Genomic DNA, 18,209 nt, shown 5'->3' with positions numbered 1-18,209 from the left:
GCACGCAAGGTGCGCTGGAGGAACGGCTATTCTAAGAAGCTGCTCAGCAAACCGCCCTCTTTGTTGGAGTTGCCGCCGTATGGCATCAATGCCTGAATCAGTTTCTTCACGGGCATAGACTGGATCCAGACCCGGCCGGTGCCTCTGAGGGTGGCCAGGAACAAACCTTCGCCACCGAACACCATGGAACGCAAGCCGCCCGCCCGCTGAATATCAAAATCAATTCCGCTTTCAAAGGCTACCACGCAGCCGGTGTCTATGCGCAGGGTCTCGTTGTGCAGGTGGCGCTCAATGACAGTACCACCCGCGTGGATGAAGGCCAGACCATCGCCGGTGAGACGTTGCATGATAAAGCCTTCGCCCCCGAAGAACCCGGCCCCCAGCCGCTGGTTGAAGTGCATGGCGATTCTGGTGCCCAAGGCCGCCGCCAGGAACCCGTCTTTCTGCACAATTAAACCGTTAGGATACTCCGCCAGGCTAATGGGAACGATAGTGCCGGGGTAAGGAGCCGAGAAACCTACTTTGGCTTTGCCATAGCCGCGGTGGGTAAAGTGCGTCATGAACAGCGATTCACCGGTAATGGCGCGGCTCCCCATCTGCATCAGCTTTCCGAAGAAGCCTGAACTGGGGTTGGATCCATCGCCCATCTTGGTTTCAAACTGGATGCCGTCTTCCATGAACACCATGGCGCCGGCCTCGGCAATCACGGTTTCCTGCGGGTCCAGTTCTACTTCCAATACCTGGATGTCTGAGCCGTAAATACGGTAGTCTACTTCGTGGGATGTCATAGGGGTTTAGGGTTATTTTTTCTTGGGAGTGGGTTTAGAAGCCTCATCGCCTTTGTCAGGGAAATCATCGTCTTCGTCCTCTAAAGATGCTCCTTTTTTGAAGAAATCCTCCTCGTTCTCCTCTTCATCCACGGTTTCCTCAATGGGATATTCCTCTTCCTCCTCCTGGGCCCGTTTCTTGCCTTGGTCGCCCACCAGCTTTTTGTCGGTGACGTTGCGGTCCAGGAAGGAATTCAACTGGTCAATGTTGAAGTTGGAGGTGATATCGCCTAAAGGGTTGATCTTGATCTCAAAGCCTTCCAGCTCTGGATGTACTTTCGCCTTCTTCTCTGGCTTATTCTCTTTTTTGTCTTTATCTGCTTTCTTCTTTGCCATAGTAGTAAAGTTTACACCGCAGCAACACACAGCCGCCCGGTCTGCCTTTTATTACAAACGGGAAATCTGGAAGAAGGATAAACGAATTAAAAAGAAACCGCCGTCTTTAACAAGCAACTGTGGCTTATTTAAGACGGCGGATGTATTAAACTATTGTAAACTGTTTTAGGCCTTATTTAGGAAAAAGAGCCGCTAAACGCATTTTTGGCTAAGCTTAAGCGGCGTACTGGGCCAGCTTGCTCAGCGCGGCGTCAATGCGCTGCTCGGTTTCCTCTCTGCCAATGATCTCAATAATGGCCATTAAGTCTGGGCCAGCCTCTACGCCGGTAAGGGCAATGCGCAAAGCCTGCATCACCTGACCAATTTTGAGGCCGTTGCGCTCCAGCACCTGCAAAAGCAGGGCTTTCACGGTGTCTGCGTTGAACTCTGTTAAAGAACCCAACTCATTTCTGAACTGCTCAAAGGCACCGGCCGCGGCGGCAGACCATTTTTTGGCGGCCACCTGCTCATTGTACTGCGTGGGAGCCACAAAGAAATAGGAAGCCTCTTTCCAGAAATCCTGCGGGAAGGTTACGCGCTCTTTCATAAGACCCACAATTTTCTCGGCGCGCTCCGGTGAACAGGCAATGTCTTGCTCGGGCAGTGCGGCTAATAAATACTGGGCTAATTCTGTGTCTGGCTTGGCGCGCAGGTACTGCTCATTGTACCAACGGGCTTTCTGGATATCGAAACGGGTACCTGACTTGCCAATGCGCTCAATGCTGAAAGCCTCAATGAGTTCTTCCATGGTGAACAGTTCCTGCTGCGTGCCCGGGTTCCAGCCCAGGAAGGCCAGGAAGTTGATGAACGCCTCCGGTAGATAGCCGCTCTCACGGTAACCGCTGGAAACCTCACCAGACACCGGGTCTACCCAGCGCAATGGGAACACCGGGAAGCCTAGTTTGTCGCCGTCGCGCTTGCTCAATTTTCCGTTACCGTCTGGCTTTAAAAGTAAAGGCAAGTGCGCGAACTCCGGCATGGTGTCTTCCCAGCCCAAATAGCGGTACAGGAGCACGTGCAACGGAGCACTTGGCAACCACTCCTCGCCCCTGATCACGTGCGTGATGCCCATGAGGTGGTCATCCACAATGTTGGCCAGGTGGTAGGTAGGCATGCCGTCAGACTTCATCAGAACTTTATCATCCAGGGCAGAGGAATGCACCATTACCCAACCTCTGATCATGTCTTTAAGCCTTACTTCCTCTTTGCGGGGCACCTTAAGACGGATTACGTACGGCTCTCCGCTTTCCAGCCTGCGTTTCACCTCATCCTCTGGTAGGGTGAGGGAGTTTTTCATGGTGGCGCGGGTAATGGCGTTGTATTGCGGGGTAGCCACTTTGGCGGCTTTCAGGCGTTCCCGCATGGCGTCCAGTTCCTCGGCGGTGTCAAAAGCGTAGTAGGCGTGGCCGGCTTCTACCAGTTGCAGGGCGTAGTCCATGTACATGGGCTTGCGCTCAGACTGGCGGTAAGGGGCATGGGGGCCGCCATGGATGGGGCTTTCGTCCAGCTTAATGCCGCACCACTCCAGGCTTTCAAAGATGTATTGCTCTGCGCCGGGCACAAAGCGGGTTTGGTCAGTATCTTCAATGCGCAGCAACATCTTGCCGCCCATTTTCTTCGCGAACAGATAGTTATACAACGCCGTGCGCACCCCGCCAATGTGCAGTGCCCCGGTGGGGCTAGGGGCAAAGCGTACTCGTACTTCTCTTTCCATGTTGTGTAGGTGTTTCAATAGAGGTGCAAAAGTACAGTATTTCAAGCCTTTCTTGAAATTTTACCCTTAAAACCTTGCCCTTGGGTAGTGTATTCTTTTTGGAAGGTACCGCTGCCGGGACAGTAGCTGGCCTGCCGAAAGTATTTGTTTCTCAACATGTTTGTATACCTGTGGCCGCTTCTGCGTATGTAGGCGTAAAATTTGGTACATGCTCAAGAAGAAGTTACAAGAGGCCTGGTGCATTGTGAAAGAAGTGTGGTTTGATTTTCTGGACGAGAACTCTTTCCAGAAAGGGGCTGCGCTGGCGTATTATACCATCTTCGCGTTGCCGCCCATCCTCATCATCATGATCAATATTGCGGGCGCCGTCTTTGGCCGCGATGCCGTAAGCGGGCGCGTCTATACGCAGTTGCGGGAATTGTTGGGGAGTAAAGGCGCCGCAGACATCCAGACCATGGTGGAGAACATCAACCATTCGGCAGATTTTACCTTCGCCACGCTGGTGGGGGTGGGTACGCTGTTGATAGGGGCTACGGGCGTGTTTGTTTCCCTGCAGGAATCCCTGAATCAGATTTGGGGGGTGAAGCCCAAGCCGCGCAATGAATATCTGAAACTGCTGTGGGACCGGCTGCTTTCCTTTGCCATGATCCTGGCCATTGTATTCCTGCTGCTGGTGAGTTTGGTGGTACACGCTATTCTGGTGGCCGTCACCTCTTTTCTAGCCGACCGAGTAGACCCTTCTATGCTACAATTGACGCAGTTGGCCAATTTTGTGGTCTCCACGGGCGTGGTGACGTTCCTGTTCGCGCTCATCTACAAGTTCCTGCCCGATGCCAAGATCAGGTGGAGCGATGTGTGGGTGGGGGCGCTGGTCACGGCGTTGCTTTTCACGCTGGGCAAAACCCTCATAGGCTTGTACCTGGGCAACAGTGATTTTGCGGGCATCTACGGCGCCGCCGGTTCTGTGATTGTGGTGCTTACCTGGGTATTCTACACCTCGCAGATTGTTTTCCTGGGGGCGCAGTTCACCTTAGTCTACGCCCGCCGCTATGGCGCCGATATTTATCCGTCAGATTATGCCGTGCGCGTCATTAACCGGGAGGAGGAAGTAGGGCACGCTCCCGTCAACGATGATCCTGGCCCTAATGAGGCCAAAGCCAAAGGCGAGGAGGAAGAGGCAAAGCCGTGACGTTTTTAAGCCTTCGCCTAAAATGCGTTTAGCGGCCGTTTTTCGAAAAACAGCCGCTAAACGCAAAAGGATTCACTCTAAAAAAGGGAGTTAGAATTTCACCGCGATGCAGGAAATTTCCACGTTCACGTCTTTGGGCAGGCGGCTTACCTCCACGGTCTCGCGGGCCGGTGGATTGCTGGTGAAATAGCTGCCGTACGTTTCATTGATGGCCGCAAAGTTACCCAGGTCCTTCACGAAGATGCTGCACTTTACCACGTGGCTGAAATCCATGCCTGCTTCCTGCAAAATGTATTGCAGGTTCTTCATGACCTGGTGCGTCTCCGTCTGAATATCTGCTTGCACAAGCTGGCCCGTGGCCTGGTCTAAGGCAATTTGCCCCGAGATGTACAAGGTGTTACCGGCTAAAACGGCCTGGCTGTACGGCCCAATTGGTGCCGGCGCTGCTTTACTTTCTATGATGTTGGTTGCCATAAGCGGATAGGTTATCTGTATCTTTACAAGCCTAAAGGTACAGAATTATGAACACATTGCTTTTGGCTACCCCGGAGCAGGAAGAAGAGTACGGGCTTAAATTCCACCATCGGGCTTACCTGCACGTACAGGATTCCAAAGACCTGGCTATTTGGCTTCCGCAGGCAGATCTGGTAATTGATTTGCTTTTGCATGAACAGCCCGAGCGGTTAGCCCAATACCAGACGCAGGGCAAAGCCGATAAGTTAACGGTTTTCTTCAACGCCAATGGCGTAGATATAGCGGCCTTCGCCCAAGCGTATACTCCCCTTAACTTTCACCTGGCCGGTCTCAAAGGTACGCCTTTGCTCAACAAGGAAGTGTTGCAGGTAAGCCTGCTGCGCGATGACTCCAGGCGGGCAGTGGACAAAGCGTTTGTGTTTCTGGCCACGCTCTATGAACTGGTAGAGGAGAAGAAATAAGCGTTGCGTTTAGCGGCCGTTTTTGCAAAAAGAGCCTCTAAACGCAACCACATAAAACGGCCTTAGCTGTGGCGCATTACGCCTATGGGAGCATCTTTCCAGTCTGGGAACAGCACCTGCGTATCTTTGATGTGCAGATGTTTGCCGGCCACTTCACTGAAAATGTTCCTGAAGTCAGTGGTGACGGGAAGGTCACGGCCGTCTTCCAGATTTTCGGGGGCTAGTACTGGTACGTTACCGTGGACCAGGCCTCCGTTCACGTCATTGCCCAGGATGAACATACAGGAGCCACGGCCGTGGTCTGTGCCGTTGCTGCCGTTCTGGTGCACGGTGCGGCCAAACTCGGTCATGGTCATCACGTCTACCTCGTCCTGGTAAGCCTCAACATCGGTCCAGAAAGCGGTCATGCTTTGGCTCAGGTCCTGCACATTGCGCGCGAAAGTACCCTGGGCGGCCCCCTGGTTGAAGTGCGTATCCCAGCCGTTAGATTCTGCGAAGGCAATTTCCAGCCCCACGTCCATTTTGATCAATTGCGCAATCTGCTTCAATGAATTCCCCAATGGGCTATTAGGGTATACTGCGTTATTGGCGGGCGTGTATTTCTTTGTGTCTACCTGCTTCAGCATTTTCACGGCCTCAAAGCTTTCTTTGCCGGTACGGCTGAGCAGTGAGGAAGAGGTTTGGTCATAGAGGTCTTCAAAGCTGCGGGAGGCCAATGTGGAGGCTTTCTGATTGCCGCGGAGCTGAACCCCGAAGTCCTGCAAATTACTGATGGCCACGGCTGCGTGGTCTCCATAAAAGGAGCGGGGCAGGGAAGAGGTGAGGCTCACCGCCTGAAACGGCGTGGCCGCTTCATGGCCCATTAAACCTACGGCGCGGTTTAACCAGCCGCTGGGTGTGCCTTTATGGAACGGGGTCCCGGCTTCCATGTAATCCTGGGCGTCAAAATGGGAGCGGGTAGGGTTAGGGGAGCCCATACCGTGCACAATAGCCAGCCGCTTTTCCTGGAACAGGGGCTCAAATGAACGCATGGCGGGATGTAGACCAAACCTTCCGTCTAAATCCAGTAACGGGTTGGCCGCGGATTTGGCAGCGGTCATGAACAGACTGGGGCGGGCTTTCTGCAGGTAATGATCAGTGAATGGGGTAACGGCCATGAGTCCGTCCATGGCACCGCGCTGGAAGATGCAGACCAGTATTTTGTTGCGCTTGTATGGTCTTGATAGTTTATAGCTGCTGGTCGCCTGCGCCAGGAAATTGGGCACGCCGCCTAACCCAGCCACAAACATGGCAAACGCCCCTGATTTAAGAAAACCTCTTCTGGTGATCATATCTGTGTCTTTAGGGGTGGAAAATGGGTTCATTACCGGCGCTGGAATTCGGGGGACCCGATGATGATGCCTACCACTTGGGCCAACATCGTATTGCTGCCGTTGTTCATCTGCAAAGCGTTGGCCGAGACAGCATTCTCTGCGCCTCCATTTCTGCGGGCACCTTTCCTTTTCTCCCGAGGTGCGGTCATTGTCATTTCTTCGTCTTCTTCTGAAGATGCACCGCTGGGAGCCATGGGGTTGTTCTGATTGGCGGCGGCATCAACCTTGCTGCTGAACGTAGGATCCTTGAGGGAAGGGGTGAGGCGCTTGATGGTCTCGGTGAGGTCTCGCTCGGGCAGGAGGTAATGGCTGTAGATGGCTAAAGCAGCTTCCGCGCTTTCCGGCTCCCGGTGCTGGTTCAGGGCCATCAAATCTATGCTCACCCCCGGAATGCGCTGCGACGCCAACGCCAACCCAAAGTTCATGCGGTTGAGCAAAGAGCCGGTGTTAATCCAGTAAGCAGCTTTGTCGGGGAAGCCGGTGGGGGCCTGGTAGTAATAGAGGCGTTCGCCCATTTTGGAGATCCAGTTGTGCAGTTGGAAAGGAGCTTTGACCTCAGCGTTCAGGCTGCGCACCGAACTAATGGCTAACTCAAACGGCGACTTTGTTTTCTCGCGTAACGCGCCCTTGCTCCAAAACTCCGGCGAGGAAACCATAGTGAGTAACACTTGCTGAATGTCGCCGTTCTTTTCAGAAAACGTTTTGGCCATCTTGTCTATGAGGCTCTGTGGCGGATTGTCATGCACAAACCGTACAGCCAGTTTTTTAGAGATAAACTTAGCGGTGGAAGGGTGGTGAGCCAGTAATTTAATGAGTTCTACCCCTTCCTCGTACCCACCGTTAGCCGGGAATTCTTTGCCCAAGACTGTCTTTTGGCCTTTGTCATGCTTGTTTGCCGCAAATCTGAAGTCCCCTTCCAGTACGTACCCTTGTTGAGCCATGGCCTCCAGGCGTTTGGGTGTATAGGCCGCATTCTTGTTCCCTTCCACGTTGCTTTGGCCAATAGCGGGGTTGATGGTCCAGCCGGTGAGGACGCGGGCCGCCTGGGTTACGTCTTGCTGGGTGTAGCCGCCGTCTACGCCTAAGGTGTGCAGTTCCATGATTTCGCGGGCGTAATTCTCATTGAGGCCTTGTTTTTTCTGTGCCGCTTTCATCCTCTCTGTCATCTGCATCCCTTGCATAGAAGTGTCTTGAGCTTGTCGTTCTTTTAGCGCCCGCATTTGGTACTGCTGCACTTTCTTCTGAGAGGGAGTAAGGCTTTCTGAGGAGACAGTACTCTTGAAGTTGTCCAGATAAGTCAGCATGGCCGGCGATTTGGCGGTAGCCAACAGTAGCTTTTCAAATGAGCCCACTGCGTTAGGCCTTATCACGTCCCGCTCATAGGAGAGAATATAAGGAGAGCAGTTCTTGTTGGTGAAGGACACATTGAAGTGGTTAAACCAGAAGCTGGTGAGAATCTCCTGTAGCTGGTTTGGCGAATAAGTTGCCCTTAATATCTTCTGGTTGATGAGCTCCTGGTACAACTCCCGCTCCGGCCGATACCCTTTTTGCTTCATGTAGTTGCCCAGCTTTTGGCGGTATTCGTCATTGGCAGATTTATCTGCAAACCCATTTTTCACCTTCGCTTGCTCAATCACGCCATCTTTCACCGCCAGGCGCACCAGTTGCCCTCCCTGCGGAAAAGTCTGTATTATCTGCTCATTGGTCATTTTAAGAGCGGCCAAGCCTTCCAGCCGTTGCTGTAACGCTTGGTCGGGGAGTTGGGCGGTCAGTTGTTGCATGAACCAGTTTTCCAGGCCCATCTTTTCCACTTCGTCTATTTGCCCGGGCTTAGCCCCGTAGGTGAACCGGCTGAGTAAATGGGCGGCCGCCTGCCTTTCTGTAAGCCCGGCTTTTTTGTAGGGGAATCTGGGGCCTTTGGCACCCAATGCATTTTTAACACCGAACGAAGAAAAGAGCAACCCTCCTGCCAGCAGGAGCAACGCAAAACAAGAAAGCTGAATTACTTTTTTCATAGGCTGTGAGGTGGTGACTAGGTTTGGGCAAAAGACGAACAGCAGGCCCTAAGCCATTGAGTTACTTGTGCTTCTAGGGAATATTGCTTTGTCTCCTATAGATAGGAAAACGCTAATAAGGTTTAATGAGAGGCAGATTAATTTTTATAATCTGCGAGGGGAATCAGTAGACGGGTAATCCAAGATAGCTTCCATGGTCAGATTCTGTTTAGGGGCTCTTTTTGGGAAAAGAGCCCCTAAACGGACTTTGGCTAATCAGTACGCCTAGGGGACGAAGATGGGAACAACACCGTATCATAACTTCTGCCGTTGAGTGCGAAGCAGAACCAGCCAGCTTATTAGAACTTCCGTTTAGAGGCTCTTTTTCTAAAAAGAGCCTCTAAACGGAAGTTCTAATAAAACAAGAAAGGGAAGCAATATGCTTCCCTTTCTTGTTTTATTAGAACTTGGAGTAATTACTCTACCGTTACAGATTTAGCCAAGTTACGTGGTTGGTCAACGTTACAGCCACGCATTACTGCAATGTGGTAGCTTAATAGCTGCAACGGAATCACAGAGATCAATGGCATCAAGGCTTCGTGGGTGCTTGGCACTTCAATCACAAATTCCGCCATTTGAGGGATTGTTGTATCTCCTTCCGTCACGATAGCGATTACTCTTCCTTTGCGGGCTCTTACTTCCTGTACGTTAGAAACGATTTTCTCATAGGAACTATCCTTGGTGGCAATCACCACTACCGGCATGTTCTCATCAATCAAGGCAATAGGGCCGTGCTTCATTTCTGCCGCCGGGTATCCTTCCGCGTGGATGTAGGAGATTTCCTTCAGCTTGAGGGCACCTTCTAAGGCTACCGGGAAGTTATAGCCACGGCCTAGGTAGATGAAGTTAGAAGCATCTTTGAAAATCTCAGAGATAGCCTGAATTTCTTTATCTAACTGGAGCGCCTGCTCTACTTTGGAAGGGATGGTTTCCATCTCCAGCATGAGCTGACGTAAGGTAGACAGCTCCAAGGTACCTCTCATTTCGGCGATCATCATGGCAATGAGAGAAAGAACAGTCACCTGAGCGGTGAAAGCCTTTGTACTAGCTACTCCAATTTCTGGGCCAGCGTGAGTATAGGCACCTGCGTCTGTGGCGCGGGCAATAGAAGAACCTACTACGTTACATACCCCAAAGATGAGTGCGCCTTTGGATTTTGCCAGTTCTAAAGCGGCCAGCGTATCTGCCGTTTCGCCAGACTGTGAAATGGCTACCACAATATCGCCTTCGCGGATGATAGGGTTCCGGTAACGGAACTCAGAGGCATACTCTACTTCTACCGGGATGCGGGCAAACTCCTCAATCATGTACTCTGCTACCAAGCCGGCGTGCCAGGAGGTACCGCAAGCCACAATGATGATACGTTCCGCATTTTTGAATCGCGTTGCATACTCTCTGATGCTGGACATAGTAAGCTGTGTGTTCTCAGCCACCAAACGACCGCGCATGCTATCTAAGATGGAGCGGGGCTGCTCAAAAATCTCCTTCAGCATGAAGTGTGGGTAGCCGCCTTTTTCAATAGACTCCAGCTCCAGCTCCAGTTTTTGGATATAAGGTGTTTGTACTACGTCTTCTTTGGTACGGATATCTAGGGTGCCGTCTTTGATGACCGCAATCTCATAATCATTCAGGTACACTACTTCATTGGTGTATTCAATGATAGGTGTCGCATCTGAAGCTAAGAAATATTCTCCTTTGCCTACCCCAATCACCAAGGGGCTTCCTTTGCGGGCGGCCACTAATTGGGTAGGAGAGTCATGGGAGATCACGACAATGGCGTACGCGCCCACTACTTCATGTAATGCCAAACGGATTGCCTCTGCCAGTGAAACACTGTTGTTCTTCTGGATGTCTTCAATCAGGTTGACAAATACCTCAGAGTCTGTATCGCTGTGGAACTCGTAGCCTTTGTTGATGAGGTGTTGCTTTAAAGAAGCATAGTTCTCAATAATGCCATTGTGAATAATGGCTATCTTTTTTGAGCTAGAATAATGTGGGTGCGCATTTACATCATTCGGCTCACCGTGGGTGGCCCAGCGGGTGTGCCCTATACCAATGTTGCTGCTTGTGTTGCGGTCCCCAATGTAGGCTTCCAGATCAGCTACTTTGCCTTTCTTTTTGAACACATTCAGGTTTCCCTCACTGAGTAAGGCTACCCCGGCACTGTCATAGCCGCGGTATTCCAAACGCTTTAATCCTTTCAAAATAATAGGGCATGCCTCACGCTGCCCTACGTATGCGACAATTCCACACATAGTAATGTTCGGTTCGGTTTAGCTTAAAGTAATAGATGTTTTATTGAGCTGTTGAATAAAACAATCTGAGCTTGATCCGGCGGGCAGCATTGTTGCTTTGGTTAGCTTCAATGATAGCACGATTCACCGTTTGCGCCAGATTGGTAGGCGTTGCTGCGTCATCAGATAGATTTGAAGGCAATAATATGAGACCGTTGTTCGCCAATCTATTGTAGAGCAGGTTTTGGATATAGCTTGTTATATTGATTACGTATACGTAGCCTCCTTGTTTACCTCTGTACTGGAGAGTAGCACGTTGAGAGGTGCCTTCTGCCGTTAGGGCAATAGGAATCCCTTGGGTGCCTTGAGTTAAGGCCATACGGTTAGAAGGGGTGGCCGTTACCACAGAGATAACTGGAGGAAGCTTGGCAGAGTCCTGAGCGGAAATCACGGAAGATTCTACCACCGGAATGATCAGTTCAGCCTTGTTGATGGCCAACTGTCTGTCCTGTTTTTTACCGGTGAGTGCCGCGGCTACAGGATCTGACTCCCGGAAGAACGCAAGGTGTGGCATACGGATAACCGTAGCCAATCCGGTGCCTGCCTGTAAGTATGTGCGGTTGTTCGTTGCAGTAGAGCTGAGCGTGCTCCCGTTAGCTGAGGTAGGGGTGAAGGAGGCTAATGGTGTGCCCGTTCTGTCTGCCTGTACTTGGTTGTAATAACGGTCTGTATAGAGGAAGGTGGTGGTCTTAGCTATGTTCTTCTTTGATTTGTAGTGCAGCGTAAGATTGGTGGAAGAAGAAAGCAACGAAAACCCGATGATGCTGCCTTCCCCGGCCGAACCGTTAGCGGGAACAATAGCTAAGCCTTTCATCACATTTGTGAAGGCATCAAGGGTAGACGTTTGCGCTAGTGTCTGGAGTACCTCGTTGGCGAAGCCACCGGTAATCTTCAGTTTAAGCAAAACCGGTACAGTTCTAGAAGTATCCGCGGTGCTCTTGACGGTAGACCTAGGCCGTGGCAAGAAGGTAACCGTACCTACGGGCGTGTCATTGTATGACATAGCCTCGTTGGTATAGTAGGTTTCGTCATCTCTGAACCCTTGCGTTAAACGGTGCACGTTGAACGCAAGGGTCTTGGTAGTATCGCCGAAGGAGTAGCTGTAATCCAGATTGATGATCAGGGAGTCGGCACCTTTGGTTACATCAATAGAGTCTGGATGTGCCGGGAAACTCAGCGGACCAAACTCCGCGAATGTCTTGGCTGTTACTGTGCCAAACTCACCGTCGGTGACGCGGCCTACCTGCACATTCGGGGCCCCTAGACCAATGATAGAGTCTTGCAGCAGAACAGTAGAGGCTACTACCGTAGATGTATCTGAATAAGTGGTTCCTATCTGGGTGCCCGGTTCCTGCAATTCCAGTCCAATGGCAGTAGGGTCTTCACAAGAGGGAAATAAGAAGGAGGAAAGAAAGAGTACGGCAGCTGCTTTACTAATTCGCCAGTTCATTATATAAGTCAAAGTAAGAATCTAATGTGTTTTCGTCTGCACTGATGGTGTTGATCTGCTTTGTGCTGTTGTACTCCTGGAACATAGCATTAAGATTGTCACTGAAGTCTTCAGTAGACTTGATCACGGTATCGGCGTACTGGATGCCCATTTTGATGAAAGCGCCAAAGTCACCCGACTTCAGGTTTGTCAGCATCTCGTCTTCAATGTCCAGCATTTTGGCTTTCTCCAGCAGATCTCCCTCAAATTTGTGGGTAAATTCGCTGTTGTAGACAGAGAAAACAGACTTAGACGTCTTGAAAATAGGGTCATTCTTATAAGTCGTCTTCAGGTATAATGGAATTAAGCTTGTCATCCAGTCATTGCAGTGCACAATATCCGGAGCCCAGCCTAATTTTTTCACCGTTTCCAAAACGCCTTTGCAGAAGAAGATGGCACGCTCATCATTGTCTGCGTGGAATTTGTTGTCTTTGTCCACCAGAACGGATTTGCGGTGGAAATAGTCTTCGTTGTCAATAAAATAAACCTGTAGCTTCGCATTAGGAATAGAAGCCACTTTGATAATCAGAGGCTTTTCTTCTTCGCCTACGGCAATGTTGATGCCGGAAAGGCGAACAACCTCATGCAAACGGTTTTTGCGTTCGTTGATCAGGCCAAACCGAGGCACGAAAATACGAACTTCCATCCCACGCTCTTGCATCGCTTGTGGCAACATCCTCAGGAATTCCGCTACTTTTGTGGTTTGCAGAAAGGGATCAATCTCAGTGGCCGCGTATAAGATTCTCAATTTGGACATAGGTTGGAATGATTAAAATAAAATTGGCAATAGGTATTGCAAGACGCAAAATTAAGCAATTATTAGCTGATTCTCAATTTATTTGAATAAAATCATACCTTTGGCGTCTTTTGCCTCCTCACATTAAAATTAGCAGCCTTCATGTTGCAGCTTTCTTCTTTATCAGACATTCGGCAGCATACAGAGATGCTGCGCCAGCAGGGTAAACGCATTGGGTTTGTGCCCACCATGGGGGCCTTGCATGAAGGGCATCTCTCCTTGATAAAAGCGGCCAAGAGCCAAAATGATATCACCGTTTGCAGCATTTTTGTGAACCCGGTGCAGTTCAACAATGCCGAAGACTACAAGCTCTACCCAAGGCTGCCGGAGAAAGACGCGCAATTGCTAGCGCAGGTAGGGTGTGATGTGCTCTTTTTGCCCACCGCCGATGAAATGTACAAGCAAAAAGCCAAGCTCACCTTTGATTTTGGTGAGTTGGAGCGGGTAATGGAGGGGGCTCACCGGCCGGGCCATTTCAATGGGGTGGCCACGGTGGTAAGTAAACTCTTCCATTTAGTAAAGCCGCACCAAGCGTTTTTTGGGCAGAAAGATTTACAGCAGTTTGCCGTAGTGCAGCAGTTGGTGCAGGATCTGAGTTTTGACCTGGAGCTGGTGTGTTATCCAATCATACGCGAGGAAGATGGTCTGGCCATGTCCTCCAGAAACCGCCGGCTTACCCCAGAGCAGAGAGCATTGGCGCCCCGTTTATACCAGGCGTTGCAGTTCCTGAATTCCAAATTGGAGACATTGCCTATTGAGGAGGCTAAAAAAGAAACGGAAACATTCTTGCGCAGCTTTGAGGAGATTAAGTTGGAGTATCTTGAAGTGGTACATGCCAAAAGCCTGCAACCGCTTGAATACTTGGCTGAAGGAGAGCCTGTAGCTTTGTGTCTGGCCGCTTTTTTAGGGGAAGTGCGCTTGATTGACAATATTCTGCGCTAAAAGAGCAAGTTCCGGTAGTAAGCGCAAGGCAAGAAGACCTGTTTGTCTCATAAATAATCTCTAACTTTGCACGTTTTTAGATTATTTTGATGCAGATTGAAGTTCTTAAATCCAAGATACATCGGGCTAAAGTAACCCAGGCCGAATTACACTACGTAGGTAGCATTACCATAGACGAAGATCTGCTGGATGCCGCCAACATGGTACCCCATGAGAAAGTGCAGATCGTGAACGTGAACAACGGGGAGCGGTTTGAGACCTATATTATCAAGGGGGAGCGAGGCACCGGAACCATTTGCCTGAACGGACCAGCGGCCCGTAAGGTGCAGGTAGGCGATGTGATTATTATCATCTCCTATGCTCTTATTAATTTCGCTGACGCCCGTACCCACGAACCTACCGTTATTTTCCCAGACCAACACAACCGGCTAGTGTAGACCCGCCCGGCATGAAGAAAATCGCAAACGTACTTAAGTACCTGCTGCTGTTGGCGGTATCGGTTTTCTTGATGGCCTATGCGTTGCGCAGCATTAACTTTGCCGCGGTAAAAGCAGAACTGCTCCGGGCAGATTATGTCTGGATTGGGGTAACGCTGCTTTTATCGGTGGCGGGTTACCTGAGCCGGGCCATCCGGTGGCAGATGCAGTACGCGCCGCTGGGGTACAAGCCTGGGCTGTGGCAATCTTACCACGCACTTATGGTGGGGTATCTGGCCAATGTGGTATTGCCGCGGGCAGGGGAAGTGATTAGATGTACCTTCCTGAAGCGTTCCGCCAACGTGCCGGTGAATGTGTCTTTGGGGACGGTCATCACAGAGCGTGTCATAGATCTGCTCATGTTAATGATGTGCACCGGCTTTACCTTTTTGCTGGAGTTTGACCGCCTGCACGATTTCTTCCTGAAAATTTTCACTGAGCGCTATCATGGCTTCCAGCAGAACCTGCAGACGCTGTATCTGTTGGGTGTGGTGGCCGTTGTTGGGACGGGAAGCATAGGCTGGTACATTTATAAAAATATCGCAAAGCTTCGGCGGAACGCCTTTTTCATAAAGGTGAGCGATTTTATGCGGGGGCTTTGGGAAGGAATCTCCAGTATCCAGAGAATGGAGCAGAAAGGAGCCTTTATTTTCCATACGGTCTTCATTTGGCTCACGTACTATCTTACCAGTTACCTTGCGTTCTTTGCGCTGCCGGGTACAGCCGGCCTCTCTTGGCAAGCCGGTATGGCTATTCTGGTAGTAGGAGGGCTGGGAATGTCTGCTCCCGTACAGGGTGGTATTGGCGTTTACCATATTCTGGTACGTACTGCCTTGCTTTTATACGCGGTGCCACTAGACACCGGCATGGCCTATGCGTTGATTACCCATACCACGGGCGCCCTGCTGGTGGTGGCAATGGGAGGCGTGAGTCTGGTGGCCAGCCTTCTGCAAGTCAAAAGGAAACCAGCCCAGCAGGTAGCTTAGGCCGTTTAGAGGCAGTTTTCAGAAAAAGAGCCTCTAAACGGGAAACTTATCTGTTCTTGGGCCATGTAGCCATTCCTGTTTTACGTAAAAGAAACCATCCATCATTTCCATATCCATGCTTCCCTCAGAAGAGAAAATTGTATCGCTTCCCCAGCTTCTGGCCAATGTGCAGGAGTGGCGGGCTCAAGACCAGAAGATTGTGTTCACCAACGGTTGCTTTGATATTGTGCACCTGGGGCACGTAGATTATCTGGAGCGCGCGCGCCTTTTAGGCGATAAACTGGTGGTGGGGCTGAATACTGACCAATCTGTCAGTACTTTAAAGGGGCCATCCCGGCCATTGCAGGACGAAATGTCACGTACAAGGGTTATGGCATCCTTTTGGTTTGTAGATGCCGTAGTGCTGTTCGGCGAGCAGACTCCTTATGAACTCATCAAAGCGGTACAGCCAGACATCCTGGTGAAAGGCGATGATTACACGGTTGACACTATTGTGGGACATGACATCGTTTTAGCAAATGGAGGGGCTGTGAAAACAATTCCGTTGGTGAAGGGGTATTCTACTACACAGGTGGTAGAGAGAGTGTTAGCTGTACAGCCGCGTTAAACTTTAAACAGAAAAGACTATGGGTGGTATTTGGATTATAATGATTGTCATGATGCTGGCTTCGGCTTTAGTCAGCTGGACCTTGAAAAGTAAGTTTGAGAAATACTCTAAATTGGGTCTGACTTCTGGCCTGAGCGGACGGGAGATTGCCGAATTGATGTTGGCTGATAACGGCATTACCGATGTTCGGGTGATTTCCACCCCCGGCAAACTCACAGACCACTACAACCCCGCCGACAAGACGGTGAATTTAAGTGAGTATGTGTATGAAGCCCGTTCTGCGGCCGCGGCGGCGGTAGCGGCACACGAGTGCGGTCACGCCGTGCAACACGCCCGGGCATATTCTTTCTTGAAATTCCGTTCGGCTATGGTGCCGGCTTTGAGTGTGGCTAGCCGCTACATGCAATGGATTCTGCTCATTGGGATCTTGATGATACAGACCACTATTTTGCCGTTGGCCATTGGGGTGGCACTTTTCGCTTTGACCACACTTTTCAGCTTTATCACGTTGCCGGTAGAGTTTGATGCCAGCAAAAGGGCTTTGGCCTGGATGAGCACCCGCGGCGTAGTAACCACCCAAGAACATGGCATGGCAAAAGATGCGCTTAAATGGGCGGCCATGACGTATGTGGTAGCTGCTTTGGGTTCATTGGCCACATTGTTATACTATGCCTCCTTCCTGTTTGGCAGAAGAGACTAGTAAACAGCTAAGGCATTCATAAAAAAAGAGGGAGCATAATAATTTGCTCCCTCTTTTTTTATGAATGCCTACGTATGATAGAACGGGGAAAATGCAACAATTTTACCGAACAAATGTTAGCTTTGAAAGGTGTAGAAATTTAGATGCGCTGCTTGCATACTAAATTTTACCTAACTTTGTTTAATCTATTATTTAATGACTGCAACTCATAAGTAACTTTCTCTATGGATTTTAAATTAACGGAAGAACATTTAGCCGTGCAGGAAGCTGCCCGGGATTTTGCGCAGACAGAATTATTGCCTGGTGTAATTGAGCGAGATGAACACCAGAAGTTTCCTGCAGAACAGATCAAGAAAATGGGGGAGCTTGGTTTTCTGGGAATGATGGTAGACCCTAAATATGGCGGCGGCGGAATGGACTCCGTTTCTTATGTGCTGGCCATGGAAGAAATCTCTAAGGTAGATGCCTCCGCTTCAGTGGTAATGTCTGTCAATAACTCCCTTGTCTGCTGGGGGCTGGAGAAGTACGGAAACGAGGAGCAGAAACAGAAATACCTTCCACGCCTTACTTCCGGCGAGATCATTGGCGCCTTCTGCCTTTCTGAACCTGAGGCGGGTTCAGACGCCACCATGCAACGCACCACTGCTGTTGACATGGGAGACCACTACCTGCTCAACGGCACCAAAAACTGGATCACCAACGGAAGCACCGCTTCTGTCTACTTAGTTATTGCCCAAACCAACCCAGAGTTGCGCCACAGAGGCATCAACGCTCTTATTGTGGAGAAAGACACGCCGGGCTTTGTGGTAGGGCCTAAGGAAAACAAATTGGGTATTAGAGGCTCAGACACCCATTCTCTTATGTTCACAGACGTGAAGGTGCCCAAGGAGAACCGCATAGGTGAGGACGGTTTCGGGTTTAAGTTTGCCATGTCTACCCTTAACGGCGGTAGAATAGGAATTGCCTCCCAAGCGCTGGGCATTGCCTCCGGAGCTTATGAACTGGCGCTGAAATATTCAAAAGAGCGTAAAGCGTTTGGGGTGCCTATCTCACAGCACCAGGCTATCCAGTTCAAGCTGGCAGACATGGCTACCAACATTGATGCCGCCCGTTTGCTGTGCCTTCAGGCCGCCGCAGACAAAGACGCGCACCGCGATTATTCTAAATCTGGCGCCATGGCGAAGCTTTTTGCCTCTAAAGTGGCCATGGAAACAACCGTAGAGGCCGTTCAGATACACGGTGGCTACGGCTTTGTGAAAGAATATCACGTGGAGCGCTTAATGCGTGATGCCAAAATCACGCAAATTTATGAGGGTACGTCTGAAATTCAGAAAATAGTAATCTCAAGGGAGATCTTGAAATAGAATAGGGGTTTCTAAACGTTTAAAGTTGATATTTAGGTATATAGGGAATGTGCTTTTATAAATATATTACTTATTTGTTTGATAAGCT

17 protein-coding genes are annotated in these 18,209 nt (G+C 50.3%); 8 read left to right on the top strand and 9 right to left on the bottom strand.

Annotated elements, in window-relative coordinates:
- Positions 1-26: 26 nt before the first annotated feature.
- The 3 genes from EFA69_RS02835 to gltX form a co-directional block, all read right to left on the bottom strand.
- Complete coding sequence (locus EFA69_RS02835; RefSeq protein ID WP_123131580.1) at positions 27-788, bottom strand: TIGR00266 family protein; 762 nt, start codon at positions 786-788, stop codon at positions 27-29.
- A 12-nt stretch (positions 789-800) separates the two neighbouring features.
- A complete protein-coding gene (locus EFA69_RS20195) occupies positions 801-1,163 on the bottom strand; it encodes a hypothetical protein (protein WP_183906670.1) in 363 nt (120 codons plus the stop codon).
- A 214-nt stretch (positions 1,164-1,377) separates the two neighbouring features.
- Positions 1,378-2,916, bottom strand: coding sequence for a glutamate--tRNA ligase (gene gltX, locus EFA69_RS02825; RefSeq protein WP_123131579.1), 1,539 nt, complete (start codon positions 2,914-2,916; stop codon positions 1,378-1,380).
- Positions 2,917-3,124: 208 nt separating this feature from the next.
- Between gltX and EFA69_RS02820 the strand changes: the two genes are divergently transcribed.
- The gene (locus EFA69_RS02820) at positions 3,125-4,105 is read left to right on the top strand and encodes a YihY/virulence factor BrkB family protein (RefSeq protein WP_123131578.1); all 981 of its coding nucleotides are present in this window, start codon (positions 3,125-3,127) and stop codon (positions 4,103-4,105) included.
- Positions 4,106-4,195: 90 nt separating this feature from the next.
- On the opposite strand, the gene EFA69_RS02815 is transcribed toward EFA69_RS02820, so the two are convergent.
- A complete protein-coding gene (locus EFA69_RS02815) occupies positions 4,196-4,579 on the bottom strand; it encodes a RidA family protein (RefSeq protein ID WP_123131577.1) in 384 nt (127 codons plus the stop codon).
- A 47-nt stretch (positions 4,580-4,626) separates the two neighbouring features.
- Between EFA69_RS02815 and EFA69_RS02810 the strand changes: the two genes are divergently transcribed.
- Complete coding sequence (locus EFA69_RS02810; protein WP_123131576.1) at positions 4,627-5,040, top strand: hypothetical protein; 414 nt, start codon at positions 4,627-4,629, stop codon at positions 5,038-5,040.
- 62 nt (positions 5,041-5,102) lie between these two features.
- On the opposite strand, the gene EFA69_RS02805 is transcribed toward EFA69_RS02810, so the two are convergent.
- From EFA69_RS02805 to EFA69_RS02785, 5 genes are all read right to left on the bottom strand, one after another.
- Entirely contained in the window at positions 5,103-6,404 is a 1,302-nt protein-coding gene (locus EFA69_RS02805; protein WP_221175659.1) for a DUF1501 domain-containing protein, read from the bottom strand.
- On the bottom strand, positions 6,404-8,428 hold the full coding sequence (locus tag EFA69_RS02800; protein ID WP_123131575.1) for a DUF1800 domain-containing protein: 2,025 nt from the start codon (positions 8,426-8,428) through the stop codon (positions 6,404-6,406). Before EFA69_RS02800 ends, EFA69_RS02805 begins: the two co-directional genes overlap by 1 nt.
- Positions 8,429-8,883: 455 nt before the next feature.
- Positions 8,884-10,722 (bottom strand): glutamine--fructose-6-phosphate transaminase (isomerizing), encoded by a 1,839-nt coding sequence (gene glmS / locus EFA69_RS02795; RefSeq protein ID WP_123131574.1) that lies wholly within the window; start codon positions 10,720-10,722, stop codon positions 8,884-8,886.
- Between the two features lie 40 nt (positions 10,723-10,762).
- A complete protein-coding gene (locus EFA69_RS02790; RefSeq protein WP_123131573.1) occupies positions 10,763-12,211 on the bottom strand; it encodes a DUF4270 family protein in 1,449 nt (482 codons plus the stop codon).
- Positions 12,195-13,007 (bottom strand): glycogen/starch synthase, encoded by an 813-nt coding sequence (locus EFA69_RS02785; protein WP_123131572.1) that lies wholly within the window; start codon positions 13,005-13,007, stop codon positions 12,195-12,197. The genes EFA69_RS02790 and EFA69_RS02785 overlap by 17 nt, the downstream gene beginning before the upstream one ends.
- A 141-nt stretch (positions 13,008-13,148) precedes the next feature.
- Between EFA69_RS02785 and panC the strand changes: the two genes are divergently transcribed.
- The 6 genes from panC to EFA69_RS02755 all read left to right on the top strand — a co-directional run bounded on the left by panC (position 13,149) and on the right by EFA69_RS02755 (position 18,121).
- Entirely contained in the window at positions 13,149-13,988 is an 840-nt protein-coding gene (panC, locus tag EFA69_RS02780) for a pantoate--beta-alanine ligase (protein ID WP_123131571.1), read from the top strand.
- Positions 13,989-14,077: 89 nt separating this feature from the next.
- Entirely contained in the window at positions 14,078-14,425 is a 348-nt protein-coding gene (panD, locus tag EFA69_RS02775; protein WP_123131570.1) for an aspartate 1-decarboxylase, read from the top strand.
- 11 nt (positions 14,426-14,436) lie between these two features.
- On the top strand, positions 14,437-15,450 hold the full coding sequence (locus EFA69_RS02770) for a lysylphosphatidylglycerol synthase transmembrane domain-containing protein (RefSeq protein ID WP_123131569.1): 1,014 nt from the start codon (positions 14,437-14,439) through the stop codon (positions 15,448-15,450).
- Positions 15,451-15,565: 115 nt separating this feature from the next.
- A complete protein-coding gene (rfaE2, locus tag EFA69_RS02765) occupies positions 15,566-16,057 on the top strand; it encodes a D-glycero-beta-D-manno-heptose 1-phosphate adenylyltransferase (protein WP_123131568.1) in 492 nt (163 codons plus the stop codon).
- Between the two features lie 19 nt (positions 16,058-16,076).
- Positions 16,077-16,757 (top strand): zinc metallopeptidase, encoded by a 681-nt coding sequence (locus EFA69_RS02760; RefSeq protein ID WP_183906669.1) that lies wholly within the window; start codon positions 16,077-16,079, stop codon positions 16,755-16,757.
- 224 nt (positions 16,758-16,981) lie between these two features.
- Positions 16,982-18,121 (top strand): acyl-CoA dehydrogenase, encoded by a 1,140-nt coding sequence (locus EFA69_RS02755; protein ID WP_123131566.1) that lies wholly within the window; start codon positions 16,982-16,984, stop codon positions 18,119-18,121.
- Positions 18,122-18,209: the final 88 nt, after the last annotated feature.

Source organism: Rufibacter immobilis (assembly GCF_003721565.1).
GTDB lineage: Bacteria > Bacteroidota > Bacteroidia > Cytophagales > Hymenobacteraceae > Nibribacter > Nibribacter immobilis.
This window is presented reverse-complemented; position numbering and strand designations above follow the sequence as displayed.